23 protein-coding genes and 2 pseudogenes are annotated in these 23884 nt (G+C 74.6%); 7 read left to right on the top strand and 18 right to left on the bottom strand.

Translation table 11 applies throughout. From position 1 onward, the window contains the following. Positions 1–19: 19 nt before the first annotated feature. The 3 genes from ACYQ8Q_RS36385 to ACYQ8Q_RS36375 form a co-directional block, all read right to left on the bottom strand. The gene (locus tag ACYQ8Q_RS36385; RefSeq protein ID WP_460070934.1) at positions 20–1120 is read right to left on the bottom strand and encodes an MBL fold metallo-hydrolase; all 1101 of its coding nucleotides are present in this window, start codon (positions 1118–1120) and stop codon (positions 20–22) included. After that, positions 1117–2364, bottom strand: a complete 1248-nt coding sequence (locus tag ACYQ8Q_RS36380; RefSeq protein ID WP_460070933.1) for an aminotransferase class I/II-fold pyridoxal phosphate-dependent enzyme — start codon at positions 2362–2364, stop codon at positions 1117–1119. Before ACYQ8Q_RS36380 ends, ACYQ8Q_RS36385 begins: the two co-directional genes overlap by 4 nt. Positions 2365–2575: 211 nt before the next feature. Continuing rightward, a complete protein-coding gene (locus ACYQ8Q_RS36375; RefSeq protein ID WP_460070932.1) occupies positions 2576–3457 on the bottom strand; it encodes a hypothetical protein in 882 nt (293 codons plus the stop codon). A 250-nt stretch (positions 3458–3707) separates the two neighbouring features. Here ACYQ8Q_RS36375 and ACYQ8Q_RS36370 point away from each other — a divergent pair, with 250 nt between their 5' ends. Next, the gene (locus ACYQ8Q_RS36370; protein WP_460070931.1) at positions 3708–4088 is read left to right on the top strand and encodes a DUF2795 domain-containing protein; all 381 of its coding nucleotides are present in this window, start codon (positions 3708–3710) and stop codon (positions 4086–4088) included. Positions 4089–4290: 202 nt separating this feature from the next. Next, positions 4291–4581 (top strand): hypothetical protein, encoded by a 291-nt coding sequence (locus tag ACYQ8Q_RS36365; protein WP_460070930.1) that lies wholly within the window; start codon positions 4291–4293, stop codon positions 4579–4581. A gap of 198 nt (positions 4582–4779) precedes the next feature. On the opposite strand, the pseudogene ACYQ8Q_RS36360 reads toward ACYQ8Q_RS36365, so the two are convergent. From ACYQ8Q_RS36360 to ACYQ8Q_RS36350, 3 genes and pseudogenes are all read right to left on the bottom strand, one after another. Continuing rightward, a pseudogene (locus ACYQ8Q_RS36360) lies at positions 4780–5058 on the bottom strand (DUF6158 family protein); the annotation flags it as partial. Between the two features lie 27 nt (positions 5059–5085). Beyond that, a complete protein-coding gene (locus ACYQ8Q_RS36355) occupies positions 5086–6705 on the bottom strand; it encodes an ABC-F family ATP-binding cassette domain-containing protein (protein WP_460070929.1) in 1620 nt (539 codons plus the stop codon). 42 nt (positions 6706–6747) lie between these two features. Further along, positions 6748–7407: a histidine phosphatase family protein gene (locus tag ACYQ8Q_RS36350; protein ID WP_460070928.1), complete on the bottom strand. Its 660-nt coding sequence runs from the start codon at positions 7405–7407 to the stop codon at positions 6748–6750. A 197-nt stretch (positions 7408–7604) separates the two neighbouring features. On the opposite strand from ACYQ8Q_RS36350, the gene ACYQ8Q_RS36345 reads away from it, so the two are divergent. Continuing rightward, complete coding sequence (locus tag ACYQ8Q_RS36345) at positions 7605–8426, top strand: methyltransferase domain-containing protein (RefSeq protein WP_460070927.1); 822 nt, start codon at positions 7605–7607, stop codon at positions 8424–8426. Between the two features lie 44 nt (positions 8427–8470). Here the strand turns inward: ACYQ8Q_RS36345 and ACYQ8Q_RS36340 are convergent, their stop codons facing one another. The 3 genes and pseudogenes from ACYQ8Q_RS36340 to ACYQ8Q_RS36330 form a co-directional block, all read right to left on the bottom strand. Then, complete coding sequence (locus ACYQ8Q_RS36340; protein ID WP_460070926.1) at positions 8471–9283, bottom strand: GvpL/GvpF family gas vesicle protein; 813 nt, start codon at positions 9281–9283, stop codon at positions 8471–8473. Positions 9284–9369: 86 nt separating this feature from the next. Further along, positions 9370–9450: pseudogene (gvpJ, locus tag ACYQ8Q_RS36335) on the bottom strand (gas vesicle protein GvpJ); the annotation flags it as partial. Positions 9451–10017: 567 nt separating this feature from the next. Continuing rightward, positions 10018–11880: a transketolase gene (locus ACYQ8Q_RS36330; protein ID WP_460070925.1), complete on the bottom strand. Its 1863-nt coding sequence runs from the start codon at positions 11878–11880 to the stop codon at positions 10018–10020. 483 nt (positions 11881–12363) lie between these two features. Here ACYQ8Q_RS36330 and ACYQ8Q_RS36325 point away from each other — a divergent pair, with 483 nt between their 5' ends. Next, positions 12364–12492 carry a hypothetical protein gene (locus tag ACYQ8Q_RS36325; protein WP_460070924.1) on the top strand — a complete coding sequence of 43 codons (129 nt, stop codon included), beginning with the start codon at positions 12364–12366 and terminating at the stop codon, positions 12490–12492. Here the strand turns inward: ACYQ8Q_RS36325 and ACYQ8Q_RS36320 are convergent. Further along, positions 12489–13400 carry an arginase family protein gene (locus ACYQ8Q_RS36320; protein WP_460070923.1) on the bottom strand — a complete coding sequence of 304 codons (912 nt, stop codon included), beginning with the start codon at positions 13398–13400 and terminating at the stop codon, positions 12489–12491. The genes ACYQ8Q_RS36325 and ACYQ8Q_RS36320 overlap by 4 nt on opposite strands. A gap of 58 nt (positions 13401–13458) precedes the next feature. On the opposite strand from ACYQ8Q_RS36320, the gene ACYQ8Q_RS36315 reads away from it, so the two are divergent. Further along, positions 13459–13806, top strand: coding sequence for a DUF6204 family protein (locus tag ACYQ8Q_RS36315; protein ID WP_460070922.1), 348 nt, complete (start codon positions 13459–13461; stop codon positions 13804–13806). On the opposite strand, the gene ACYQ8Q_RS36310 is transcribed toward ACYQ8Q_RS36315, so the two are convergent. From ACYQ8Q_RS36310 to ACYQ8Q_RS36280, 7 genes are all read right to left on the bottom strand, one after another. Continuing rightward, positions 13778–14344: a GNAT family N-acetyltransferase gene (locus ACYQ8Q_RS36310; RefSeq protein WP_460070921.1), complete on the bottom strand. Its 567-nt coding sequence runs from the start codon at positions 14342–14344 to the stop codon at positions 13778–13780. The genes ACYQ8Q_RS36315 and ACYQ8Q_RS36310 overlap by 29 nt on opposite strands. 19 nt (positions 14345–14363) lie before the next feature. Beyond that, on the bottom strand, positions 14364–14639 hold the full coding sequence (locus ACYQ8Q_RS36305) for a LapA family protein (RefSeq protein WP_460070920.1): 276 nt from the start codon (positions 14637–14639) through the stop codon (positions 14364–14366). A 36-nt stretch (positions 14640–14675) separates the two neighbouring features. Further along, positions 14676–15605 (bottom strand): S66 peptidase family protein, encoded by a 930-nt coding sequence (locus ACYQ8Q_RS36300; RefSeq protein ID WP_460070919.1) that lies wholly within the window; start codon positions 15603–15605, stop codon positions 14676–14678. After that, the gene (locus tag ACYQ8Q_RS36295) at positions 15602–17665 is read right to left on the bottom strand and encodes a S9 family peptidase (RefSeq protein ID WP_460070917.1); all 2064 of its coding nucleotides are present in this window, start codon (positions 17663–17665) and stop codon (positions 15602–15604) included. The genes ACYQ8Q_RS36300 and ACYQ8Q_RS36295 overlap by 4 nt, the downstream gene beginning before the upstream one ends. 15 nt (positions 17666–17680) lie before the next feature. Next, entirely contained in the window at positions 17681–18997 is a 1317-nt protein-coding gene (locus ACYQ8Q_RS36290) for a M20/M25/M40 family metallo-hydrolase (RefSeq protein WP_460070915.1), read from the bottom strand. Positions 18998–19062: 65 nt separating this feature from the next. After that, positions 19063–19896: a M55 family metallopeptidase gene (locus ACYQ8Q_RS36285; RefSeq protein WP_460070914.1), complete on the bottom strand. Its 834-nt coding sequence runs from the start codon at positions 19894–19896 to the stop codon at positions 19063–19065. A 32-nt stretch (positions 19897–19928) separates the two neighbouring features. Further along, positions 19929–20930, bottom strand: coding sequence for an Lrp/AsnC family transcriptional regulator (locus ACYQ8Q_RS36280; RefSeq protein ID WP_460070913.1), 1002 nt, complete (start codon positions 20928–20930; stop codon positions 19929–19931). Between the two features lie 171 nt (positions 20931–21101). On the opposite strand from ACYQ8Q_RS36280, the gene ACYQ8Q_RS36275 reads away from it, so the two are divergent. Continuing rightward, complete coding sequence (locus tag ACYQ8Q_RS36275; RefSeq protein ID WP_460070911.1) at positions 21102–22802, top strand: rhodanese-like domain-containing protein; 1701 nt, start codon at positions 21102–21104, stop codon at positions 22800–22802. Next, entirely contained in the window at positions 22799–23542 is a 744-nt protein-coding gene (locus tag ACYQ8Q_RS36270) for a sulfite exporter TauE/SafE family protein (RefSeq protein ID WP_460070910.1), read from the top strand. Before ACYQ8Q_RS36275 ends, ACYQ8Q_RS36270 begins: the two co-directional genes overlap by 4 nt. A 57-nt stretch (positions 23543–23599) precedes the next feature. Here ACYQ8Q_RS36270 and ACYQ8Q_RS36265 read toward each other — a convergent pair whose 3' ends face one another. Further along, complete coding sequence (locus tag ACYQ8Q_RS36265; protein ID WP_460070908.1) at positions 23600–23878, bottom strand: metal-sensitive transcriptional regulator; 279 nt, start codon at positions 23876–23878, stop codon at positions 23600–23602. Positions 23879–23884 lie beyond the last annotated feature (6 nt).

Below are 23884 nucleotides of genomic sequence, written 5' to 3'. Positions count from 1 at the left end.
AGCCGGGAGGAGCCCGTGGTCATCTGCGGGCCGGTTGTGGCCGGTCGCGCAGTTCCCCGCGCCCCTGAGGGGGTTGCAGCAGCCGCGAGCCTCCGATGGGGAGGTCCCAGAGGTCGTCGTGGGCCAGGCCTTCCTTCGCCCAGGCGGCCCGTACCCGCTCCAGGGGTTCCAGGACCGGTTCCGCGGAGAGGACGAAGGTCGCCCAGTGCATGGGGGCCATACGGCGGGCGCCGAGGTCGAGGGTGGCCCGGACGGCCTCCTCGGGGTCGCAGTGGACGTCGCTGAGCCACCAGCGGGGGTCGTAGGCGCCGATGGGCAGCAGGGCGAGGTCGATGCCGGGGTGGCGGCGGCCGATGAGGGAGAACCAGTGGCCGTAGCCGGTGTCGCCGGCGAAGTACAGGCGCTGTCCGTCGGGGGCGGTGAGCACCCAGCCGCCCCAGAGGGAACGGCAGGTGTCGAGCAGGGTGCGCTTGGACCAGTGGTGGGCGGGGACGAAGTCGAGGCGGACGCCGGACAGTTCGGCCGCCTCCCACCAGTCCAGCTCGGTCACGGCCGTGAACCGGCGCCGCCGGAACCAGCGTCCGAGCCCGGCGGGCACGAACACGGGGGTGTCGCGCGGCAGTCGGCGCAGGGTCGGGGCGTCGAGGTGGTCGTAGTGGTTGTGGCTGATGACGACCGCGTCGACGGGCGGCAGGTCCTCCCAGGGCAGGCCCACGGGGGTGATGCGGGCCGGGGTGCCGAGGATCCGGCGGGACCAGACCGGGTCGGTGAGGACGGTGAGTCCGCCGATGCGCAGCACCCAGCTGGCGTGTCCCGCCCAGGTGACGGCGAGGGTGCCGGCGTCCGCGCGGGGCAGCGGAGCGGGGGCGAAGGGCAGCCGGGGGACGTCGGCGAGGCCTTCCCTGCCGGGGCGTACGGAGCCCTCGCGGGCGAAGCGGGCGAGGGCCTTGAGGCCGGGCAGCGGGGCGGTCAGCCGGTCGCGGAAGGAGCGCGGCCACACCCGCCGCTCGCCCGGCGGGCGGGGCTCGGCGAGCGGGGGAAAAGGGGGCGGGACCAGGGTGTCGGTGTCCGGCCGGGGCACGGGTCCGGCGGTGGTGGGCGACTCGGACTGCTGCGTCATCGAGGAGACTCCCGTCGCTGAGCGTCGTCACGGAGATCGTCGAAGACCGACCTCAGAAGCGTCAACGCGCGTTGCACGTGTGGCAGTTCCAACGGCGTGGGCGAGGTGAGGCACTCCGCGCGCTCGGCGTCCGTGCCGCCCAGCAGGGGGCCGGTGGACAGGCGGACGCGCAGCGCGCCGAGGTCGTCCCCGAAGCGGTGGCCGCCGGGCGCGGGCATACCGAGCCGGGCGGTGAGGAAGTCCTCCAGGTCCTGGGCGTCGCCCACCCCGCGCGCGGCGAGCGCCTCCCGCAGGGGGCCGAGGTCGGCGTACAGGTGGCGTCCGGCCTGCGGCGGCGGGGCGAGGGCTCCCGCGGCCACGACCGTGGCGTGCAGGGCGCGGGCCACGCGCGCGTGCAGCCCTACGGTGGCGGCCACGCGCGCGGTGACCGCCTCGGGGTCGGCCAGGGCGTACGCGGCGGCCGCGGCGACAGGCGCGGCCACGCGGGCGTCGAGCGCGGTGAGGACGTCGAGCACGCGCGCGTGCAGGTCGTCCCCGGCGGCCGAGGCGGGCAGCCGGGCGACGGCGGCGGGCCAGCCGCCGGGCAGCAGCGCGCCGGCCAGGTCGGTGACGACGGTGACCCGCTCGGGCAGCATCTCGGCGGGGCCGACCGGCACGGTGTCGTGCGGGCTGTGCAGGGTGTCGCGCCAGGTCTCGTCGCTGACCAGGTGCAGGCCCTCCCCGGCGGCGGCCTCGACGGCCTCGTGGAGCACCTCGGGCGGGGCGACGGTGGCGGTGGGGTCGTCGGCGGGGGACAGCACCAGCAGCCGCGGTTCCCCGCCCTCGGCGCGCACTCGGCGCACGGTCTCCAGCAGGGCGTACGGGTCCGGTACGCCGCCGCACTCGGCGGGGGTCGCCACATGGAAGACGGGCCGGCCGAGGAGGCGGGCGTACGGCGCCCACCAGGCCGCGCAGGGCCGGGGCACCAGGACGTCGCCGCCGAGCGCGGCGGTCAGCGCGACCAGCAGCGCGGGCGCTCCGGGCGCGGCGACGACCCGCCCGTGCCCGGCGGGGGCGCCGCGTCGTTCCAGGTGGCCGCGGGCGGCGTCCAGCAGCTCGGGGCTGCCGCCGACGGGTTCGCCGTACGCGCGCGTGGCGGCCCGGGCGAGGACGTCGGCGAGTTCGGGCAGGACGGGCAGTCCGTCGGGCGGGAGCGGGGGGCCGTAGCGGACGGGTCCGTGGTCCTCCGGTTCCGTGCGCCGCATGGGGTCCTCCGCGCAGTCCGTCCCTGGTGCCGGGTGCCGGCGTCCGCCGGGGCCACGTGGGGTGCGGTGCCCGGGGTGCCGGTGGTGCGTGCCGTCTCGTACGGGGCGGGTCGTGCCCCCGTGCTGTGTGTACCCCGTGGGTCCCGGGCCCATGGCCGCCCGCCCGCGTCGCGCCGGTCACAGCGGGGGCCGGGCCGGCCGTCGGGCCGGGTCAGGCGTCCGCCGGGGTCCTGCGGCGGCGCAGCAGCCGGTGGGCGGCGGCGCCGAACGCGCCCGCGATGAGCAGTCCGCCGGCGACGAGGGCGGGCACGGAGTCACGGAAGGCGCCGCCCGTGCCGGCCCGTACGCCGTGGTCGACGGAGGCCGGGGCGGTGGGACGCTCCGTGGGGTGCTGCGTGGGGCGGGCGGTGGGGCAGGGCTTGTCGTGCGGGCAGGCGCGGCCGCCGTCGCAGGAGGGGGCGCTCTGGCCGGGGGTCAGGGGGCAGGGCGGGATGCCGCCCCCGCCGACGCCTCCACCGACAGCCCCGCCGAGATCGGGACCGAGATCCGCACCGAGATCCGCACCGACGCCTGCGTCGAGACCCGCTCCCCCGTCCAGGCCCGCGCCTGCGCTCCCGCCGGTTCCCCCGTCCGCTCCCGTGTCTGCGCCCCCGCCCCCGTCCCCGCCGGTGGTGCCGTCCGCGGTGGTGGGCCGGTTGACGTCGAAGGTGGCGCTCCAGGGGCTGCCCTGGCCGCCGGGGGGTGCCGGGCAGGTGCCGTCGACGGTCCAGGCGGTGTCCGGGCCGAGCCCGCCGTCGTCCGCGCCGAGGCCGGCGGCGACGAGGGCGCTGCCCTGGTAGGCGGGCCCGGCGGCGGTCCCGTCGGCGCCGGGGACCTTGGTCAGCTTGACGGTCCCCGCGGAGAACGCCTGTGAGGCGGCGTCCAGGGTCTCCGGGGCGGTGCCGCCGAGGGGGTCGCAGGTGACCGACACGGTGACGCTGCCCCCGGGGGCGACGCTGCCCGGGCCGACCTCGGCCGCCGGATCGGCGGCCGCGACCGGCCCGGCGGCGACCAGCAGGGCGGCGGCGAGGAGGAAGGGGGCGGTGCGGCGCATGGGACGGCTCCTTCGGCCGACGAGGACGGGGCACGGCGTTCACGCCCCGCCCCCATCACAGCCGCAGACCCGCGCGACCGCGCGCGGCCACGGTCCATTGGCGGGACGGGGCCCGCCACACGGGTGACCTGCGGAACGCAGGCCGGGCACCCGGCCAGGGGCGCGCGGCGGTGAAGGATCCCCGGGATCCCGTGTCGGCCCCCGGGGCCCGGGTACGCGGTGGGCCCAGCCCGAAGATCTGGAGGGAGACATGCAGCGAGGCAGCGACCGGTTGAGCGTGCACCGGGACGAAGAGATGAAGCACGAGTTGCAGGGCCTGCTCCGCTCGGGACACCCCACGCGGTCCACGGAGTGGCACGATCCGGAGCCGTCCGCCGAGGACGATCCGCAGATCTGGGGCGGTCCGGTGGTACCGGGCTCCCCCCAGGCGTCGCTGGCGACGGTCCGGCAGGAGCTGGGCCGGATCCTGGGGCGCGGTTCCTTCCCCGCGGATCCGCGGGAGCTGTCCGTGGCCCTGCGCCGCGAGAACGCGCCCGACGCGCTGGTGGACGCCGTGCACCGGCTGTCGCACAGGAAGCGCTACGCCAACGCGTCCGAACTGGCCGAGGCGGTGGTCGCGAGCGGCCGCTGAGGCCGCTGAGGCCGCTGAGGTCCGCGGTACAGCTCCGAACAGGCGACTTCGGCGGCCCCGTGTCCCCCGAGTGGCATGCCGGTGGTTGCCGTGAATGGGTCGGCGTGTTGGGGTGCAAAAGGTGCAATCGTAACATACGGTGCACACTCGTAACGTTCAGTTACATCACGAGACACACCACCCAGAAAGCAAAGGGGATGTAATGCGCACGCTTCGCAAGGCCGGCCTCGTGGCCGCAATGATCGGCAGCCTCACCCTGGCCGGTGCGGGCGCCGCCTCCGCCTACGGCGGCTCGGACGGCAACGCCCAGAACTGCACCCAGACGGGCGAGGTCAACGTCGGCCTGGTGAACCTCTCGAAGCTGAACCTCGGACTCGGAGCGCTGCTCGGCCTCGGGTCGGCCAACCAGGACAACGGCGCCCAGTACAGCTGCATCAACGGCAACGGCAACGGCAGCGTCCAGGCCGATGGCGGCGAGGACAGCGGCCAGTAAGGCACAGCGCTGAACAGGGCGGCCCCAGGATCCGACCGCGGATCCCGGGGCCGCCTCGCGCCCGGACGGCCGCCGCGGCCGTCCGTCCGCTCACCTCGCCCCGGAGCCCCCGCCCGCCGAGCCCGGCCCCCACTTGCCGACCGGAGTCTCCGCCGCGGCCGTCCCGGTCGCCGGGCGTGCGCCGCGGCCCCCGTTCGCCGCGACGGCTCGTTCCCTGGCCCCCTCGCGGGTGCGGCCGGGGGCGACGAAGCGGCGCGGGTTGCGGCGCAGGTACTCGCCCTCCAGCCGGGCCATGCGGTCGTTGTGGGCGCGCAGGGCGTCGTTCGAGCCGTACAGCAGGGTGTCGTGGCGCGTGCGGTGGATCGTCTCCAGCTCTTTCATGAGCTGCTGGTCGTCCAGCCGGTCAGGGTCGACTCCGGTCATGGTGGTGCCCCGCTCGTCGTTCCGCCTACTGCGTCCACTCCACTGTACGAACATTCGGCCCCCCGGGCCCCCGGGCGTCCGCTACCGGGCGCGCTCCACCCGTCGTTCGTCCCACACCGGCTCCGGCGTCTCGCGGACCCGGCCGTCGCTGCCGAAGACGAGGTAGCGGTCGAAGGAGCGGGCGAACCAGCGGTCGTGGGTGACGGCGAGGACCGTGCCCTCGAAGGCCTCCAGCCCCTCCTGGAGCGCCTCGGCGGATTCCAGGTCGAGGTTGTCGGTCGGCTCGTCGAGCAGGAGCGCGGTCACGCCCTCCAGTTCCAGCAGCAGGATCTGGAAGCGGGCCTGCTGGCCGCCGGAGAGCTTGTCGAAGGCCTGTTCGGCCTGCTGGGTGAGCTCGTAGCGGCGCAGCCGGGACATCGCCGCGCCCCGGTCCTGGGCGTGCTCCTTCCACAGGATGTCGAGGAGGGTGCGGCCCTGGAGCTCGGGGTGGGCGTGGGTCTGGGCGAAGTGCCCGGCCACGACCCGCGCGCCGAGCTTCCACTCGCCGGTGTGGGCCACGCCGTCGCCGGCGAGGAGGCGCAGGAAGTGGGACTTGCCGGAGCCGTTGGAGCCGAGGACGGCGACCCGTTCGCCGTAGAAGACCTCCAGGTCGAACGGTTTCATCAGGCCGGTGAGCTCAAGTCCCTTGCAGGTGACGGCCCGTACGCCCGTGCGGCCGCCCTTGAGACGCATCTTGATGTCCTGCTCGCGCGGCGGCTCCGGCGGCGGGCCGGCCTCCTCGAACTTGCGCAGCCTGGTCTGGGCGGCCGCGTAGCGGGAGGCCATGTCGGGGCTGATGGAGGCGGCCTGACGGAGGTTCAGCACGAGCTTCTTCAGCTGGGCGTGCTTCTCGTCCCAGCGGCGGCGCAACTCCTCGAAGCGGGCGAAGCGTTGACGGCGGGCGTCGTGGTAGGTGGCGAAGCCGCCGCCGTGCACCCAGGCGTCGGCGCCGGTGGGCGAGGGCTCCACGGAGACGATCTTCTCGGCGGCGCGGGAGAGGAGTTCGCGGTCGTGGGAGACGAAGAGGACCGTCTTGCGGGTCTCCTTGAGCCGCTCCTCCAGCCAGCGCTTGCCGGGGACGTCGAGGTAGTTGTCGGGCTCGTCGAGCAGCAGCACCTCGTCGGTGCCGCGCAGCAGGGCCTCGAGCACGAGCCGCTTCTGCTCGCCGCCGGAGAGCGTGCGCACGAGCCGGAACTGCGCCTTGTCGTACGGCACCCCGAGCGCGGCCGTGGTGCACATGTCCCACAGCGTCTCGGCCTCGTAGCCGCGGACCTCGGCCCAGTCGGAGAGGGCCTGCGCGTACTGGAGCTGGGCGGCCTCGTCGTCGACGGTCATGATCGCGTGCTCGGCCCGGTCGACGGCCTTCGCGACGTCCTGGATCCGGGGCGAGGACACCGACACCAGCAGATCGCGCACGGTCGTCTCGTCGCGTACGGAACCGACGAACTGGCGCATCACGCCGAGGCCGCCGCTGACGGTCACGGTGCCGCCGTGGGGCTTCAGCTCGCCGGAGATCAGGCGCAGCAGGGTGGTCTTGCCGGCGCCGTTGGGGCCGACCAGGGCGACCACGGCCCCTTCGCCCACCCGGAAGGACACGTCGCCGAGCAGCGCCCTCCCGTCGGGGAGGTAGTACTCGAGGTGCGCGGCTTCCAGGTGTCCCATGAGGAGGCATTCTGCGGTCCGCCCCCGCCGGGCGGCAAACTCTTAATCCTCCCGGTCCCCGGTGGCGGGCTCGCCCGCCGGGCCGCCCTCGCCCGCCGGCCGCACCGTGGCGCCCGCCCAGGTCAGGACCTGCCAGCCGGACACGGGGTCGCCCTCCAGGATCACCGCGCCGGTGTTGGCTAGGCGGTGGGCGGCGGCGAAGGGGACGTCGACGTTGCGGGCGCGGGCGGCGGTCCAGGTGCGGATGGCGGCGCCGTGGCTGACCAGGGCCGCGGCCGACGCACCGGCGGCGGCCTCGGCGACCACGGCGTCGTAGCGGGCGAGGAACTCGGCGCCGCTCTCGCCGCCCGGCATCCGCAGGTCCAGGTCGCCGTCGGCCCAGGCGAACACCGTGCGCATGTAGAGCGCGGCCTGCGGGGACTCGCCGGGCCGCATCTCCAGGTCTCCCGCGAAGACCTCGCGGATGCCGTCGCGGACCTGCACGTCGAGGCCGCGGGCGGCGGCCAGGGGGGCGGCGGTGAGCTGGGTGCGCACCAGGGTGGAGGCGTACACCGCGTCGAGGTGCTCGCCTGCGAGGGCGTCGACCAGGGCGGCCGCCTGCTGCTCGCCGAGCGCGGTGAGGCCGGGGCCGGGGGCGGCGGTGTCGAGGAGGCAGTGGACGTTCGTGGGGGTCTGGCCGTGGCGGACGAGCAGCAGGCGCATACGGGGACCCTCCCGGTCGCGGACGCCGCCCGCGCGGGAGGCGGCGGCTTCAGGGTAGCCGACCACTTTCTGACGCCCAGTCAGTCCACATGGCAAAACAGATGGTCTCAAGATGCGGTCGATGCGCGTACGGTGACGAGCATCGCCCCGGACTCCCCGAGCCCGGGGGCCGGTACGTCGAGAAGAGGGACCGAGCCATGCCGAAGGCACAGGAGACCGCCGTCTACACCCACGGGCACCACGAGTCGGTGCTGCGTTCCCACACCTGGCGAACCGCCGCCAACTCCGCGGCCTACCTGCTCGGTTCGCTGAAGCCGCACATGCGGATCCTGGACATCGGCTGCGGCCCGGGCACGATCACCGCCGACCTGGCGGCCCTGGTCCCCGACGGGCACGTCACCGGTGTCGACCGCGCCGAGGACGTCCTGGAACAGGCGCGGGCCACCGCCGCCGACCGGGGCCTGACCAACGTCGACTTCGCCGTCGCCGACGTCCACGCACTGGAACACCCGGACGACTCGTTCTGCGTGGTCCACGCCCACCAGGTGCTCCAGCACGTCGGCGATCCGGTGCAGGCGCTGCGCGAGATGCGGCGGGTGACGAAGCCGGGCGGGTACGTCGCGGTGCGCGACTCGGACTACTCGGCGATGATCTGGCACCCCGCCTCGCCCGGCATGGACGACTGGCAGGACCTGTACCGGCGGGTGGCACGGGCCAACGGGGGCGAGCCGGACGCCGGACGGCGGCTGAAGTCCTGGGCGCTGGCAGCCGGTTTCACCGACATCACGGCGACCTCCGCCACCTGGACGTTCAGCAGCCCGCAGGAGCGGGCGTGGTGGAGCGGCCTGTGGGCCGACCGGACCCTGGCGTCGGCGTACGCGGAACGCGCCGTCGAGGGCGGGCACGCCACGCCGGAGCAGCTGCGGGCCGTGTCGGAGGCCTGGCGGGAGTGGGGCCGGCAGGAGGACGGCTGGTTCGCCGTGCTGCACGGAGAGATCCTGTGCCGAAAGAACGCCTGAGCCATGGCCGCAGGAGGTTCACACCACGGTTTTCCCACGGGCCCTCAAGGGCTCATTTTCTCCTCGCCACCCTCTTCTTCGGCCTGCTCGACTTCTTCGGCCTGCTCGACGAACGAATAGGCGGCCCACGGTCCGGTGAGTTCCACGCGGATTCCGGGTTCCTCGCCCTTCGTGCGGTCCACGATCTCCACGAACTCCTCGGACCGGGCGCGCGGCACGAGATAGGCGGCGTTCAGCACGTTCTGCCCCGCGCCGGCCGCGGAAAGCGTGGAGTTCCGCGGCGGATGGAGCCGGGCGTCCTCGGCGTGCGCGCGGAGCGTGGAGTGCAGCCGGGCCGCGAACCGCTCGGCGCGCTGCAAGGTGTCCTCCTGTGTCCTGGCCTGCCGCCGGCGCTGCTGGAGAGAGTCCCGCCCGGAGGCGGGCCGCACGGGCGACGGCGCGGCCGTCACCGGCTCGGGCTCCGGTTCGACGTACACCTTGACGCCCCACTCCACACGCCCGGTCAGCCGGTCCAGCGTGCGGCGGAAGTGGTCCTCCTGCTGCTCCATCATCACGCGTACGCCGCTGTCGTCACGGAAGACGGTGGCGAGCCGCAGCGGGAGCGGGGTCGTGACGGCGGTGAGCGCGTCGACGACCTGCTGATGGGCGCGGGCGGTGGCGGCCAGCCAGTCCAGGTCCTCCAGATGGCGGCGCAGCGCCTCCTCGGAGAAGTCCCGTTCCGGTACGTGGCTGACCACGGCGATCAGACCGTGGTGGGTGAGCAGCCGGGGCGGATCGCCCGCGACCCCCGTCAGATCGGCCTGCAAGGGTGCGCCGAGCGGCCGGCACACGGCGTAGACGTAACGCAGTCCGGTCATCGAGACTCTCCTCACGGACGTCCTGCGGGGCACGTGCCGGGGCCAGTTCCTCGAGGCGGTTGAGCCGGGCGCGCACCCGGGTCGCCCACCAGTCGCACCACGAGCCGGAGCTTGACGGTGAGCAGCTCGATGTCGAGCAGGTTGATCCGGATGCCGCCGGCGATGACAGGCGTCCTCCGGTTCCTGCTCGTAGTCGTCCTCGGGCTCCTCCTCGTCGTACTCGTCCTCGGGCTCACCCTCCTCTTCGTCGTCCTCGTACTCCTCGTCCTCCTCCCGGTTCCCCTCATCGTCCTCCCGGGCGTCCTCCTCCGCTACCGCGTCCTCGTGGGAGGTGTTGAGCCTGATGAAGCGGGCGAAGTTCGTCAGGCCCAGCCGGGCGCGGCGGCCCTGGGCACGCCAGATGGACGGTGGAAGGAGACGACACCCTTCGTGGTGCCCTGGCACCCTCCGTCCTCGGTCTTTCCCGTGTCCTCTGTGTCCCCTCGTCCCCTGCGTCCCCTCCGCCCTCGTACTCCGCCTCGGCCTCGGAGTCGTCCTCCTCGTTGTCGGACATCCCGCTCTCCAGCTGGTCGCGCACCTCCGAGGTGCGGTCGTGCAGCCGGTCGGCGAGGGCCTCCGTCCGGCGTTCGACCAGGGCGCCGGTGGCGCTTGTCCTTCAGCTGCTGCGACAGCAGCTCCGTGACCGCCTGCGGGGTCAGGTTCAGCCGCTTTCCGGCCGCGAGCGTGGTCCCGGCTCACGGCACGACCGCCGTCTCCACCAGCAGCCGGACGGACGCGGCGATCGACTCGGCGTCGATGCCCGCGGCGTGCAGCTGCTCGGCCGGGGACGCGGAGCCCGGTGTCGTACGGACCGCGAGCCGCGCCAGCCGGGGCACGGGACGGCCGTCGAGGAACGCGTCGAGGACGGCGTCGCCGAGGCCGCCCTGCGGATGATGGTCCTCCACCGTCAGCAGAGCACCGGTCTCCTCGGCCGCGCGGCGCAGGGTGACCCGGTCGACCGGCTTGACCGAGTACAGGTCGACGACCCGGACCGCGATGCCCGCGCCCGCCAGCGCGTCGGCCGCCGAGAGGGCCTCGGGGACGGTGACCCCGGCCGCGACGATCGTCATCCGGTCGCGGTCGGAGGCGCGCAGCACCTTGCTGCCGCCGATCGGGAACTCCTCGTCGGGCCCGTACAGCGCCGGGCCGCCGCCGCGCGAGGTGCGCAGGTAGCGGATGCCGTCGAGCCCGGCCATGGCGGTGACCAGCCGCGCGGTCTGGTTGGCGTCGCACGGGTAGAGCACGGTCGAGCCCTGTACGGCCCGGAACATCGCGAGGTCCTCCAGCCCCATCTGCGAGGGCCCGTCCTGCCCGATGGCGACGCCCGCGTGCGAGCCGACCAGGTTGATGCCGGCACCGCTGACGGACGCCATCCGCACGAAGTCGTGGGCGCGGGTCAGGAAGGCGGCGAACGTGGAGGCGTACGGCACCCAGCCGCGCGTCGCGAGACCGACCGCGGCGGCGACGAGCTGCTGTTCGGCGATGTAGCACTCGAAGAAGCGGTCGGGGTGTTCCTTGGCGAAGTACTCGGCGCGCGTCGAGTCGCTCACCTCGCCGTCCAGGGCGACGACGTCGGGGCGGGCGGCGCCGAGGGCGGCGAGGGCCTGCCCGTAGGCGTCCCGGGTGGCGACCTGCTCGCCGGAGTCCTTCTCCCAGCGGGGCAGGTCCGGCCGTCCGGTGGGGACGGAGCGCAGTGCGCGCGCGGCAGGCGGCTCATGGACCTCGACGCGCAGGTCGCGCGGGCCGCCCAGTTCCTCGATCGCCTCGTCGGGGTCGGGCAGCGGCTTGCCGTGCAGGCCCTCGCGGTCCTGGACGCCCGCCACGCCGCGGCCCTTGAGGGTACGGGCGAGGATCACGGTGGGCTGCCCCCGGGTGGAGACCGCCTCGCCGTACGCCCGGTCGATCGCGGCCACGTCGTGGCCGTCGATCTCCACGGTGTGCCAGCCGAAGGCCTGGAAGCGGCGGGCGTAGGCGTCGAGGTCGTGGCCGTGCCGGGTCGGGCCGCGCTGGCCGAGCCGGTTGACGTCGACGATCGCGGTGAGATCGTCCAGATGTTCGTACGCCGCGTGCTCGGCGGCCTCCCACACCGAGCCCTCGGCGAGCTCGCTGTCCCCGCACAGCACCCACACCCGGTAGCCGGTGCGGTCCAGTCGCTTGCCGGCGAGGGCGATGCCGACGCCGACGGGCAGGCCCTGGCCGAGCGAACCGGTGGCCGTCTCGACCCAGGGCAGCCGCTGCGGGGTGGGATGCCCTTCCAGCCGGCTGCCGAGCGTGCGGAAGGTGAGCAGCTCGTCGTCGCCGATCGCGCCGGCCGCCTTGTAGGCGGAGTACAGGAGGGGGGAGGCGTGCCCCTTGGAGAGGACGAAGCGGTCGTTGGCCGGGTGGGCGGGACGGTCGAAGTCGTAGCGCAGGTGGTGCGCGAGCAGCACCGCCATCAGGTCCGCGGCCGACATCGACGACGTCGGATGCCCGGAACCGGCGGCGGCGGCCGCACGCACACTGTCCACGCGCAACTGCTGTCCGAGTTCGGTGAGTGCGGTGAGTTCGGCGGTGTCCATCGGATAACTGGCCTCCTTCGGAAGGGGGGCGGGGGCGGGTCGCACGGGCGCCGGACCGGCGCTTGGCGACCTCCGGGGTCGGCGCCACGATGGCGGCGTGGCGGGCCTCCTCCGAGGTGCCGTCCGTCGGGTCGGGTTCGGGCGAATCCGGTCGCCGGCGGTTCTTCACGGCCTCGGGGGTCGGCGCCACCACGGCGGCGTGCCGGTCGCGGTCGCCGGTTCCGCCGGTGCTCACGGTGCGAGGCGGTGCCACGGATCACCTCCGTGCGGGGTGTCGCGTGTACGGGACTTCCGCGTCCCCCCGGCCGGGACGGCCAAACGTGCGCGGCCCGGGCCCGGCATGCGGTGTCACGCCCGGTGGTGCGGGTTCTCCGGGTCGATCTTGTCCGTGTCCGTACCGGGCGGGGCGGGCGGCATCGGCGGGTAGGGGGTGCCGAGACCGGCGGCCGGGCCGGCCGGGGGCATGGCGCCGGGGTCGGGGCCGTGTTCCGCGCGCCGGGCGGCGTGGCCGAGTTCCGCCTCTCCCCCGGTCGTCGGCCGGGCCGCAACCTGATCGTCCGCCACCCGGACGGCTCGGTGTACGAGTACGTCGACCGCAGTGCCGTCGGCTAGGTCGTGTCCGGGGTGAGCGCGGACACCACGAGGTCGGTGAGGAGGGCGCCGGCGGTGCCGTCGGGGTCCAGGTCGGGGTCGTAGATGGTGACGTTGAGGCCGACGCAGCGCGGGGAGGCGAGCAACGGCCGCAGCAGGGCGAGGAGTTCGCCGGGGAGCAGTCCGTCGGGGTCGGGGCTGTCCACGGCCGGCATGACCGTCGGGTCGAGGACGTCGGCGTCCAAGTGGACCCAGAAGCCGTCCAGTTGGGGGATCTCGAAGGCCTGGGCGGTGGCGTCGCCGAGTGCCTCGGGTTCCCAGGTGCGCAGTTCGCCGACCGTGACGACGGGCACCTTCAGGGCGCGGAGTTCGACGACCTCGGGATCCTCGAGGTAGGCGTCACGGACGCCGAGGAAGCGGATGTCCTCGTCGCGGAGGTAGGGGCCGAGGCCCTCCAGGTTGGTGAGGTCGCGCTGGCCGCGGCCGGTGGCGAGGGCGGCCTCCTCGCCGCCCGCGGCTCCGACGCGGTCGGAGTTGCCCGGGTGCCGGAAGTCGGGCGAGGCGTCCACGACCGCGAGCCCGTACCGGCCGAGGCGGCGCAGGGCGAGCGACGCGCCGAGCTGGATCGAGCAGTCCCCGCCGAGGACGACGGGAAAGCCGCCGGCCCGCACATGCCGTTCGATCCGGTCGGCGAGCCGGCGGGTGTACACGGCGAGCGCGGCCGCGTTGAAGACGCCGTCGCCCTCCTGCCAGTCGCCCCGGTCGTAGCGCGGCGGCACGACCACCCCGCCCTCGGCCGCGCCGAGCCGCCGCAGGATCCCCTGGTCCCGCAGGGCGCCGGCGAGCTTGTGGCAGCCGGGGACGGTACCGGGCGCGGGCGGCCGCAGCCCCAGGTTCGAGGGAGCGTCGACCACGACGAAATTCCGCATGCGCCGCATCCTCGCCGACGTACCCTCGGCCGTCCAAGGAGTTGAGCGAGGAGCGAACATGAGCGAGCGGCACACCTACCGGGTGATCGTCCGGGGTACGTGGGACGGTCTGACCGAGGAGGCCCGTGCCCGGCTGGTCGCCGAGGCCGCCGACCACGGCATGACCAGCATGCGCTTCACCGAGGAGGGCACGCTGTCGTACGAGCCGCGGCCGCTGAAGCACTTCTCGATGCGGTTCGTGGTGGTGTCCGACCCGGCGGACGGCGAGGAGATGGCGGGCGCGCTCGCCGAGGACCGGGCGGAGACGGCCCTGCGCGAGCTCGGCTACGGGTTCGCCGGGCTGAGGTCGACGGTGACGGACCTCGACACCATGAAGATCAACCGGAAGTCCGCAGCTCGGCGGTGAGCGCCCATCGTTCGTGGTCCCGCCACTCCCCGTCGATGTTGATCATCTTCGGGGAGAATCCCTCCAGCCGGAACCCGCACGCGCGGGCGAGGGCGATCGACGCGGCGTTCCCCGGCTGCACGTTGATCTCCAGCCGGTGCAGCCGCATCGGCCCGAACGCGTACCCGACCACCAGGTCGAGCCCCTCGCGCATCAGCCCGCGGCCGGCCGCGTGCGCGAAGGCGCCGTAGCCGAGCGCACCGCACTGGAAGGCGCCGTGCACGATGTTGTTGATGTTGATGAACCCGGCGATCGCGCCGTCGCCCCGCACGTCGCCGGATGTCTCGCAGACCAGGAACCCGGCCTTCGTCGGGTCCTCGATCAACCGTCCCGCGTAGGCGTCGTACGCCTCGGGGGTGGCCGGCGGGAACAGCCACGGGTGGTGCAGGTCCGCGCTCTCACGGACCCGCGCGGTGAACTCGGCCCCGTCGGCATAGGTGAAATGGCGTATCCCCACGCGGGGGCCCTCGGCGAGATGGCGGGAGGCGGTGTGCGGCATCCCGTCAGCCTACGGCCGGTCAGCGGCGACGGCGGCCCATGCCGAAGTACGCCCCGCACAGCGCGCCGATCAGCCCGGTGGCGAGCAGCGCCGCCCACAGCGGCATGGTCACCTCGGGGATCAGCAGTCTGATCTTCGTCTCCTGGGTGTTCTCGAAGATGAAGATCAGAGTGAGCGCGGCGAGCACCATCATGGTGACCCGGCCGGGTGTCATCGACGCGCGCCAGCCACCGGAGCCGCGGTGGGTGCCGGAGGCCTTCGCGGACTTCCCCGTCTTCGTGGTCTTCGCGGTCATACGTCCAGGGTGGGCCGCGAACGGCCGCCCCGCACGTCAGCGCAGGGCCGGCCCGTCCAGGGTGAGGGTGCCGGCGTCCGCGTCGAGCTCGGCGCCCACCCCGAAGGGCACGGTCAGCGCGCCCTCGCGGTGCCCGAAGCCGAGTTCCTCGACGACCGGCACGCCGAGCCCGCCGAGCCGGTCGGCGAAGACCGGCCGCAGCTCCTCGTACGGCCCGCAGCGGTCCCAGGAGCCGAGCGCGATCCCGGCGACGCCGTCCAGCCATCCGGTGCGCAGCAGCTGGGTGAGGGCGCGGTCCACGGCGTACGGCGGTTCGGCCACGTCCTCGATGAGCAGCAGCCCACCGCGCGCGCCGGTCCGGGTGTGCGGGGTGCCGTGTCCGGTGGCGAGGAGGGTGAGGCAGCCGCCGAGGGTGACGCCCCGGGCCCGGCCGGGGGCGAGGGCGCGGCCGGGGGTGGCGGAGGTGAGGGTGCGGACGGTCTCGGGGGCGAAGAGGGTGGCCCTGAGGTGGTCCTGGGCGCGGGCGTTCTTGACGAAGTCGATGCCGGCGGCGACCGGGCCGTAGAGCGTGACCAGGCCGAGGCGGACCGCGAACGCCTCGTGGAGCGTGGTGCTGTCGCTGAACCCGACGAACACCTTGGGCCCGGCCGCCCGCATCGCCTCCCAGTCCAGCAGGTCGACGACGCGCTGCGCGCCGTAGCCGCCGCGGGCGCACAGCACGGCGTCCACGGACGGGTCGCACCAGGCCCGCTGGAGGTCGGCGGCCCGGTCGGCGTCCGTGCCGGCGAGATGTCCGAGGTCCGGGTGGCGGTCCAGGACGTGCGGCGCGGCCACCGGGTCGAGGTCCCAGCCGCGCAGCAGATCGAGCCCGGCCTGGAGCCGCTCCTCCGCCACGGGGCCGCTGGGGGCGACGACGGCCACCCGGGCGCCGGGGGCCAGCCGGGACGGCCGCACGAGGTCCTTCACTGCGTGAACTCCAGGGTGGGGATGCCGGGCGGGCGCAGCCCGAACACCTGAGCGTACAGGGACAGCTCGGCCTCCAGCGCCCGCACGGTGGTCCCGGCCCGCCGGAAGCCGTGGCCCTCGCCCTCGAACGCGAGGTAGGCGTACGGCACCGGCCGTCCCGCCAGCCGGGCCAGGAACCGGTCGCACTGGGCCGGCGGGCAGATCACGTCGTCCAGGCCCTGCAACAGCAGAAACGGTACGGTGATCCGCTCGGCGTGCTCGACGGGCGAGCGCTCCGCGTAGCGGGCGGGCACCTCGGCGAGCGGGCCCACCAGGGTGTCCGGGTAGCGGGACTCCAGGTCGTGGGTCCCGCCCGTCGCCCAGCCCACCAGGTCCAGTACGGGATACCGGATGGTGGCGCACGCATACACCTCGGTTCCGGTCAGTGAGGCGGCGGCGGTCCAGCCTCCGGCGCTGCCGCCGCGGATCGCCAGCCGGGCCCGGTCGGCGGTGCCCTCGTCGGCGAGCGCCCGGGCGACGGCGGCGCAGTCCTCGACGTCCACCACTCCCCACTGCTCGCGCAGCCGCTCCCGGTACTCCCGGCCGTATCCGGTCGACCCGCCGTAGTCGACCTCGGCGACCCCGATGCCCCGGGAGGTGAAGTAGGCGATCTCCAGGTCCAGCACCAGCGGCGTCCGGTCGGTGGGCCCGCCGTGCGCCCACACCACGTAGGGCGGCAGCTCGTGCCCGGGCGCCGCGCAGGCGGGGTGGTGCGGTGGGTAGACGTGGGCGTGGACCTCCCGCCCGTCGGGGCCGGCGAAGGTGCGGATCTGGGGCTCGGGGTAGTACACGGGATCCACGGAGTCCTCGTGCGCGCCGCCGATCACCCGGGCCCGGCCGGTCCGGGCGTCCAGCTCCACCACCTCGTAGCCGGTCCGCGGGCTGGCCGCCACCGCGACCACCCGGTTCCCGCGCACGGCCAGCGTCGGGGCGAACTCCGTCCACGGCCCCGCCGCGTCGACCAGTTCCCCGGTCTCCGGGTCGAGGATGCCGAGCGCGGTGGCGCCCCGGCCGTGCACGACGGCGACGAGCCCGTCGTCCAGCGGGGCGAACCAGCACAGGCCGAGCTTCCAGAGGGCGCCGCCGAACTCCTCCTCACGAGGGCAGAGGGGTTGGTGGTCCCGGTAGAGGTTCCACCAGCCGGTGCGGTCGCTCGCATACAGGAGGCGGTCGACGGGAGGCCGGCTACGGTCGCCGGTGGACTGCATACCGTCGTCCGCGGACCGGACGCCGTCGACCGCGGACTGCATACCGAAGCCTGCGGACCGCATACCGCCGCCCGTCGACCGCTGCCAGTCCACCTGGGTGATCGACTCCTCCGGGCCGCCCGCCACCACCCGTGCCCCGCTCAGGGTCCCTGCCGGGGTGACCTCGGCGACGATCACCTCGGTGCCGTCCCAGGGCATCCGGGGGTGGTCCCAGACCAGCCAGGCGGCGTGCCGGCCGTCGGGCGAGAGGCGGGGGCCGGTGAGGAAGCGGTGGTGGTCGCCGGTGAGTTCCCGGACGGCGCCGCGGTCGTGGGCGGCCGAGCCGTCGAGGGGGACGGCGGCCAGGAGACGGCGGACGTCGGTGGGGGCGGGGCCGGTGAACTCCTCCAGGACGCACCAGACTTCGCCCCGGTCGAGGAGCAACAGGGGTTCCACCCAGCGCAGTCCGCCGCCGAGGGCGGAAAGGGGTGTCAACGGGCGCGGCTCGTGGCCGGGGCGGCGGATGTACAGACGCTGGTCGGCGTGGTGGACGAACACCAGCAGCGGGCCGTCGGCCAGCGGGGCGGCCGCCCAGGGGTGGCCGCCGTACTCGTGGACGCGGCTGCGGACGTTCCAGGGCGGGGGCAGCAGCGACTCCTCGGTGCCGTCGGGGTGGCGGCGGACGAGGGTGCGGCGGCCGTCCTCGGTGGGGCGGGGCGCGGTCCACCACACCTCGTCGCCGACGAAACCGACGTACTCGGGCCGCCCGTCGTGGGCGGCGGCGAGGCGGGCGTCGAGAGGTGAGGGCCAGGAACCGTACGGCAGGATCTGCACGTTCTCCCCGCTCGTCTAGGCCGTGCGCAGGAACCGGTCGAGGACCTGGACGCCGAAGTGCAGGGCCTCGACGGGGACGCGTTCGTCGACGCCGTGGAAGAGGGCCTGGTAGTCGAAGCCCTCGGGCAGCTTCAGCGGGGCGAAGCCGTAGGCGGCGTCGATGCCGAGCAGCGAGAACTGCTTGGCGTCGGTGCCGCCGGACATGCAGTACGGCACGACGTGTCCCCCGGGGGCGAACTCCTCGACGGCGGCCCGCATCTTGGCGTAGAGGGGGGCGTCGACGGGTGCCTGGAGGGCGACGGAGCGGTGGCGGAACTCCCAGTCGACGTCGGGGCCGGTGAGTTCGTCGAGGGTGGCGGCGAACTCGTCCTCGGTGCCCCGGAGATAGCGTCCGTCGACATGGGCGACGGCCTCGCCGGGGATGACGTTGAGCTTGTAACCGGCTTCCAGCATGGTCGGGTTGGCGCTGTTGCGGACCGTCGCCTCGACGAGGGACGCGGCCGGGCCGAGCTTGTCCAGCAGGATGTCCACGGCTTCGGGGTCGTGGAGGGAGCTCTCCAGGCCGTAGACGGCGGCGAGTTCGGTGAGGGCGGCGCGGACGGTGGGGGTCAGGCGCAGCGGCCAGGCGTGCTCGCCGATCCGGGTGACGGCGGCGGCGAGGCGGGTGACGGCGTTCTCCCGGTTGACCTTGGAGCCGTGTCCGGCGCGGCCGCGGGCGGTGAGGCGGAGCCAGCCGGTGCCGCGCTCGCCCGCCGCGATGGGGTAGATCTCGCGGCCGGCGCCGTCGTGGAAGGTGAACGCGCCGGACTCGCCGACGGCCTCGGTGCACCCTTCGAAGAGGGCGGCGTGCCGCTCGGCGAGGAATCCGGCGCCGTCCTCGGCGTTGGCCTCCTCGTCGGCGGTGAAGGCGAGGACGATGTCGCGGCGGGGGCGCACGCCCTGCCGGGCCCAGGCGCGCACCACGGCGAGGATCATCGCGTCCATGTTCTTCATGTCGACGGCGCCGCGGCCCCACACCACCCCGTCGCGGATCTCGCCGGAGAAGGGGTGCACGGTCCAGTCGGCGGCCTCGGCGGGGACGACGTCGAGGTGGCCGTGGAGGAGCAGGGCGTCGGCCGAGGGGTCGGTGCCCTCGACGCGGGCGACGACGTTGGTGCGTCCGGGGGTGCGTTCGAGGAGGACGGGGTCGAGGCCGGCGTCGGCCAGCCGTGCGGCCGCGTACTCGGCGGCGGGCCGTTCCCGGCAGTCGCCGCCGCCCCGGTTGGTGGTGTCGATACGGATGAGGTCGGAGGTGAACCGGACGACCTCGTCCCGAGCCTGCGCGTCAGCCATCCCGCTCCTGTTCCCGCCGTGCGGCCCTGCCGCTCTGCCGCTCTGCCGTACCGCCGTACCGCTGCTCAGCCGTACTGCTCCTCGATCGCGGCCGAGACGACGGTGGTGACCGCCTTGAAGGTGCGGATGCACTCGTACATCGTGCCGCTGGTGTACGCGATCCTACGTTCGCCGGTGCGTCTCACGCCGGGTACGACGGTGGCGGCGAGGGCGAGGTGTTCGGCGTCGACCTCGACGGCGACCGTGTACGGTCCGCCGTCGGCCGGATCCCGTCGTACGGCGAGGGCCGCCGCCTCCTTGGCCGCGGCGCGGATGTCGGCGGCGGTGCGGGCCGGTGTCCGGCACACGGCGGCGTAGCGGGAGACATGGTCCTTGACGGCCACCTTCAGGGCCTCGGGGGCGTAGCCGAGGGCGTCCTCGCAGGCCACGTCGTCGCCGGTGACCAGGACGACGGGGACGCCGTACTCGGCGACGACACGTGCGTTGAGGAGGCCCTCGCTGGCGCGTACGTCGTTCAGCCAGACGCCGGTGAGGGAGTTGGCGAGGTAGGTGTGGGCGAGGACGCCCTCCATGCCTGCGCCGGCGTGGTAGCCGACGAAGGCGATGCCGTCGATGTCCCCGTGCTGGACGCCTTCCACCATGGAGAGGGACTTGTGGCGGCCGGTGAGCATCTCGACGCGGTCGTCGAGGCGTTCGAGGAGGAGGTTGCGCATGGTCCAGTGGGCCTCGTTGACGAGCACCTCGTCGGCGCCGCCGTCGAAGAAGCCGAGGGCGGCGGCGTTGACGTCGGAGGTGAACATCGACCGGCACCGTTCCCACTGCGGGGTCCCGGGCAGTACGTCGGCCGGCCAGGTGACGCCGGTGGCGCCCTCCATGTCGGCGCTGATCAGGATCTTCACGTCCCGTTCCCTTCCGCTGGAGGGTGCCGAGCCTAGTGGGCGGTTCCCCGGCCGCCCGGGGAGCGACTCCGGTCGTAGGCGAGTTGCTTCACCTGGCGGAGTGTCAGGAGGGTTTCGACGGACCGTACGCCCGCCAGGGCGCCGATGCGCTCGCTGAGGTAGGCGTAGAGGGCGCCGGGGCCGGTGTGCAGGGTGGCGGCGAAGAGGTTGGCCTGCCCGGTGGTGGCGGCGGCGAAGCGGACCTCGGGGTGGGCGGCCAGGGCGTGGCCGACGGCGGCCAGGGCGGCGGGTTCCACGGTGAGCCAGAGCAGTGCCTCGATCTCCTGGCCGAGGGGTTCGACGTCGTGCTGGACGTCGAAGTAGAGCACGCCGGTCGCGAGCAGCCGCTCCAGACGGCGGGCGACCACGGACTCGGTGAGGCCGGTGGCGGTCTGGAGTGCGGTGAGGGGGGTGCGGCCGTCCTCGTGGAGCAGGGCGAGGAGGCGTTCGTCGTCCGCGTCGACGCCGACCGGTCCGGCGGGGGCCTCGGGGTGGGGCCGGCGCAGTGCGGCGGCTTCGTCGGGGGTGAGGGCGTCGGTCTTGGTGAGCCAGCCGAGGGGGCCGCCGTAGAAGGAGTGCAGGAGGCAGTGGGCGCTGATCGAGGTGACGCGCGGGATGCGGCGGAGGTGGCCGAGGAGGAGTTCGTCGCGTTCGCGGCGGCTGCGGGGCCGCATCGCGCACATCACCTCGGTGCCGCCGGAGATCAGGGCGACGTACATGGTGTCGGGGCGGCGGGCGAGGGCGGCGGCGAGCGGGTCGGCGACGTCGGGGGTGCAGGAGAGCCGGACGATCCAGTTGCTGCGGCCGAGCCGGACCTCGTCGGTCATGCCGAGGACGCGTAGCCCGGCGGTGGTGCGCAGCCTGCGGAAGCGGCGGGCGACGGTCTGGTCGGAGACCCCCAGGACCTGGGCGAGACGGCTGAACGGCGCCCGGCCGTCGAGCTGCAGCGCCTGGAGCAGCTTCAGGTCGAGGGCGTCGAGTGCGGGTGGGTTCACCGGGGTTCTCCTGGGCCGGGGCGTGGATGTCCGGGGACACCGTGTCATCCGGGGCGGGTGAAGGCGCGCGGATCGGGGACCGGAACGCCCGCCGGAATACCCCTGGGGGTATCTCTGTTACGGTGAGGGACAGATACCCCGGGGGGTAATTCTTCAGCGAGGGAGAGTGCCGTGTTCTTTGCCGACGTCCTCAAGACCGAGGGGCTGGGAAACCGCAGCTATCTGGCGGGCGGCGTCCGGGCCGCGGTGGTCGTGGATCCGCCGCGGGACATCGACCGGGTGATCGCCGCGGCGGCCCGGCGCGGGGTGCGGATCGTGGCCGTCGCCGAGACCCACGTCCACAACGACTACGTGACCGGCGGCCTGGAGCTGGCCCGGCTGACCGGGGCCCGCTATCTGGTGCCGGCCGGGGCGGAGGTGGCGTACCCGCGCGTGCCGGTCGCCGACGGGGACCTGGAGCCGGTCGACGAGGACCTGGTGCTGCGCGCGGTGGCCACGCCCGGGCACACCCCGCACCACACGGCGTACGTCCTTCAGGAGTCGGGGCGGCCGGTGGCGGCGTTCACCGGCGGGTCGCTGCTGATCGGCAGCGTGGGCCGCCCCGACCTGGTGGAACCGCGGCTGACCGAGCGGCTGGCCCGGGCCCAGCACGCCTCCGCGCACCGGCTCGCCGCCGAGCTGGGCGACGAGGTGTCCGTGCTGCCGACGCACGGCTTCGGAAGTTTCTGTTCCGCCGCGCAGACGGACGGCGAGAGCAGCACGATCGGCGCGGAGAAGGCGTCCAATCCGGCGCTGGCGCAGGACGTGGACACGTTCGTGAAGGAGCTGCTGGCCGGGCTGGACGACGTGCCCGCGTACTACGCGCACATGGGCCCGGCCAACGCGGGCGGGCCGGCGCCGGTGGATCTGACGCCGCCCCGGCGGGCCGACGCGGCCGAGCTCGCCCGGCGGCTCGCGGCCGGTGAGTGGGTGGTGGACCTGCGCGGCCGGGTGGCGTTCGCCGAGGGGCATGTGGCGGGCGCGTTCAACTTCGAGGTCGACGGGCAGCTGGCGACCTATCTCGCCTGGATGGTCCCGTGGGGCAAGCCGGTGACGCTGCTCGCGGCGAGCGCCGAGGACGTCTCCCGGGCGCAGCGGGAGCTGAGCCGGGTCGGCATCGACCGGCCGGCCGCGGCGGCCGTCGGCTCCCCGGCCGACTGGCTCCCCGAGGGGACGGCCCCCGCCTCCTTCCCCCGGTCGACCTTCGCCGGACTCGCCGCCGCCCGGGCGCGCCGCGACGACGTCGTCGTGCTGGACGTGCGCCGCGACGGCGAGCGGGCCGCCGGCTGGATCGAGGGCAGCGTCCACATCCCGGTGCACCAGCTGCACCGGCGGCTGGCGGAGGTGCCGGCCGGCCCGGTGTGGGTGCACTGCGCGGGCGGGATGCGGGCGGCGATCGCCGCGTCCCTGCTCGACGCGGCGGGCCGGGCGGTGGTGGCCGTCGACGACGGCTTCGCCGCGGCGGCCGGGGCCGGTCTGCGGCTCGCCACGGGCCGGGTCACCCCCGCCGAGGCCCACCGGCTGCTCCAGGAGGGTACGGCCGTGCTGGTCGACGTCCGCGAGGAGGAGGAGTTCGCCGCCGGTCATGCGCCGGGCGCCGTCCACCTGCCGCTGTCCGCGCTGACGGACGGGATGGCCGACGAGGTGGCGGGGCTGCCCGACGGGCGGGACCCGGTGCTGATCTGCCGGTCCGGCAGCCGTTCCCGGCAGGCGGCCGGGCTGCTCGCCGCGCGGGGTGTGTCCGCGCCGGACGTGGTCGGCGGGATGCGGGAGTGGGCCGCCCTGGGTCTGCCCGTCGAGAGCGCGCGCGGGGCCGCCGGGACCGTGCGGTGAGCGCGTTCGCGCTGGCACTGCTCGCCGGGGCCCTGGTCGGTGTCGCCCTGGGCGCGCTGGGGGCGGGCGGCAGCATCCTGACCGTACCGGCGCTGATCTACCTGCTGGACTTCGACCCGGCCTCGGCGACCACCGCGAGCCTGGTCATCGTGATCGTCACCTCGGTCACCGCGCTCGTGGCCCACGCCCGCGCGGGGGCGGTGCGCTGGCGGGCGGGGCTGCTGTTCGCGGCGGCGGGGGTACTGCCCGCCGCGACGGCCGGCGCCCTCTCCGCGCGGATCCCGCAGACCGTGCTGACGGCGATGTTCGCGGTGCTCGCCGCCGTGGCGGCCGTACGGATGCTGCGTCGCGTCACCCCCCGCGCGCGGACGTCGGTCTCGGCGGCCCGGGCGGCCGGGGCGGGGGCGGGTCTCGGCGCGGTGACCGGGTTCCTCGGGGTCGGCGGCGGCTTCCTCGCCGTGCCGGCGCTGGTGGGTGTCCTGGCGGTGCCCATGGGGGCCGCCGTGGGCACGAGTCTGCTGGTGATCGTCACGAACGCGCTGGTGGCGCTCGGGGCGCGCGCCTACACGGCGAGCGGGCTGGACTGGGCCCTCATCCTGCCGTTCCTGGCGACGGCCGTGCTGGGGGCCTGGGACGGGCGGCGGCTCGCCGCGCGGGTCTCCCCCGCCACCCTCCAGCGGATCTTCGGCGCGGTGCTGCTCACCGTCGCGGCGGGGATGGGCCTGACGGCCGTGCTGTGACCGCCGGCCGCCGCAGATGGCCCCTCCCCGGCCCGGCCCGCGGGCCCGACGCCCGGCTCAGGCCAGCGACAGGAACAGTTTCTCCAGGCGGGCGCGCATCTGCGTGGAGTCCCGGACCTCCGGGTCCTCGCTGGTCATGCACTGCTCCAGGCCGGTGGCGATGATCGCGAAACCGGCCCGGTCCAGGGCCCGGGAGACCGCGGCGAGCTGGGTGATCACGTCCTCGCAGTCCCGGCCCTCCTCGATCATCCGGATCACGCCCGCGAGCTGCCCCTGGGCGCGTCGCAGCCGGTTGAGCGCGGACTTCAGCTCCTCGGCCGACATGTCGAGTTGCACGGTTCC

Source organism: Streptomyces sp. YKOK-I1, assembly GCF_054660435.1.
The sequence above is the reverse complement of the archived record's forward strand: the minus strand, read 5'-3'. Positions and strand labels throughout refer to the sequence as shown.

What these genes read in the sequence shown, in the direction of transcription:
- ACYQ8Q_RS36355 (WP_460070929.1), bottom strand. Translation starts at nt 6,705, where the DNA reads ATGGGACACCTGGAAGCCGCGCACCTCGAGTACTACCTCCCCGACGGG.
- ACYQ8Q_RS36385 (WP_460070934.1), bottom strand. Translation starts at nt 1,120, where the DNA reads ATGACGCAGCAGTCCGAGTCGCCCACCACCGCCGGACCCGTGCCCCGG.
- ACYQ8Q_RS36290 (WP_460070915.1), bottom strand. Translation starts at nt 18,997, where the DNA reads ATGGCTGACGCGCAGGCTCGGGACGAGGTCGTCCGGTTCACCTCCGAC.
- ACYQ8Q_RS36340 (WP_460070926.1), bottom strand. Translation starts at nt 9,283, where the DNA reads ATGACCGGACTGCGTTACGTCTACGCCGTGTGCCGGCCGCTCGGCGCA.
- ACYQ8Q_RS36305 (WP_460070920.1), bottom strand. Translation starts at nt 14,639, where the DNA reads ATGACCGCGAAGACCACGAAGACGGGGAAGTCCGCGAAGGCCTCCGGC.
- ACYQ8Q_RS36320 (WP_460070923.1), bottom strand. Translation starts at nt 13,400, where the DNA reads ATGCGGAATTTCGTCGTGGTCGACGCTCCCTCGAACCTGGGGCTGCGG.
- ACYQ8Q_RS36310 (WP_460070921.1), bottom strand. Translation starts at nt 14,344, where the DNA reads ATGCCGCACACCGCCTCCCGCCATCTCGCCGAGGGCCCCCGCGTGGGG.
- ACYQ8Q_RS36330 (WP_460070925.1), bottom strand. Translation starts at nt 11,880, where the DNA reads ATGGACACCGCCGAACTCACCGCACTCACCGAACTCGGACAGCAGTTG.
- ACYQ8Q_RS36375 (WP_460070932.1), bottom strand. Translation starts at nt 3,457, where the DNA reads ATGCGCCGCACCGCCCCCTTCCTCCTCGCCGCCGCCCTGCTGGTCGCC.
- ACYQ8Q_RS36365 (WP_460070930.1), top strand. Translation starts at nt 4,291, where the DNA reads ATGCGCACGCTTCGCAAGGCCGGCCTCGTGGCCGCAATGATCGGCAGC.
- ACYQ8Q_RS36370 (WP_460070931.1), top strand. Translation starts at nt 3,708, where the DNA reads ATGCAGCGAGGCAGCGACCGGTTGAGCGTGCACCGGGACGAAGAGATG.
- ACYQ8Q_RS36315 (WP_460070922.1), top strand. Translation starts at nt 13,459, where the DNA reads ATGAGCGAGCGGCACACCTACCGGGTGATCGTCCGGGGTACGTGGGAC.
- ACYQ8Q_RS36345 (WP_460070927.1), top strand. Translation starts at nt 7,605, where the DNA reads ATGCCGAAGGCACAGGAGACCGCCGTCTACACCCACGGGCACCACGAG.
- ACYQ8Q_RS36380 (WP_460070933.1), bottom strand. Translation starts at nt 2,364, where the DNA reads ATGCGGCGCACGGAACCGGAGGACCACGGACCCGTCCGCTACGGCCCC.
- ACYQ8Q_RS36350 (WP_460070928.1), bottom strand. Translation starts at nt 7,407, where the DNA reads ATGCGCCTGCTGCTCGTCCGCCACGGCCAGACCCCCACGAACGTCCAC.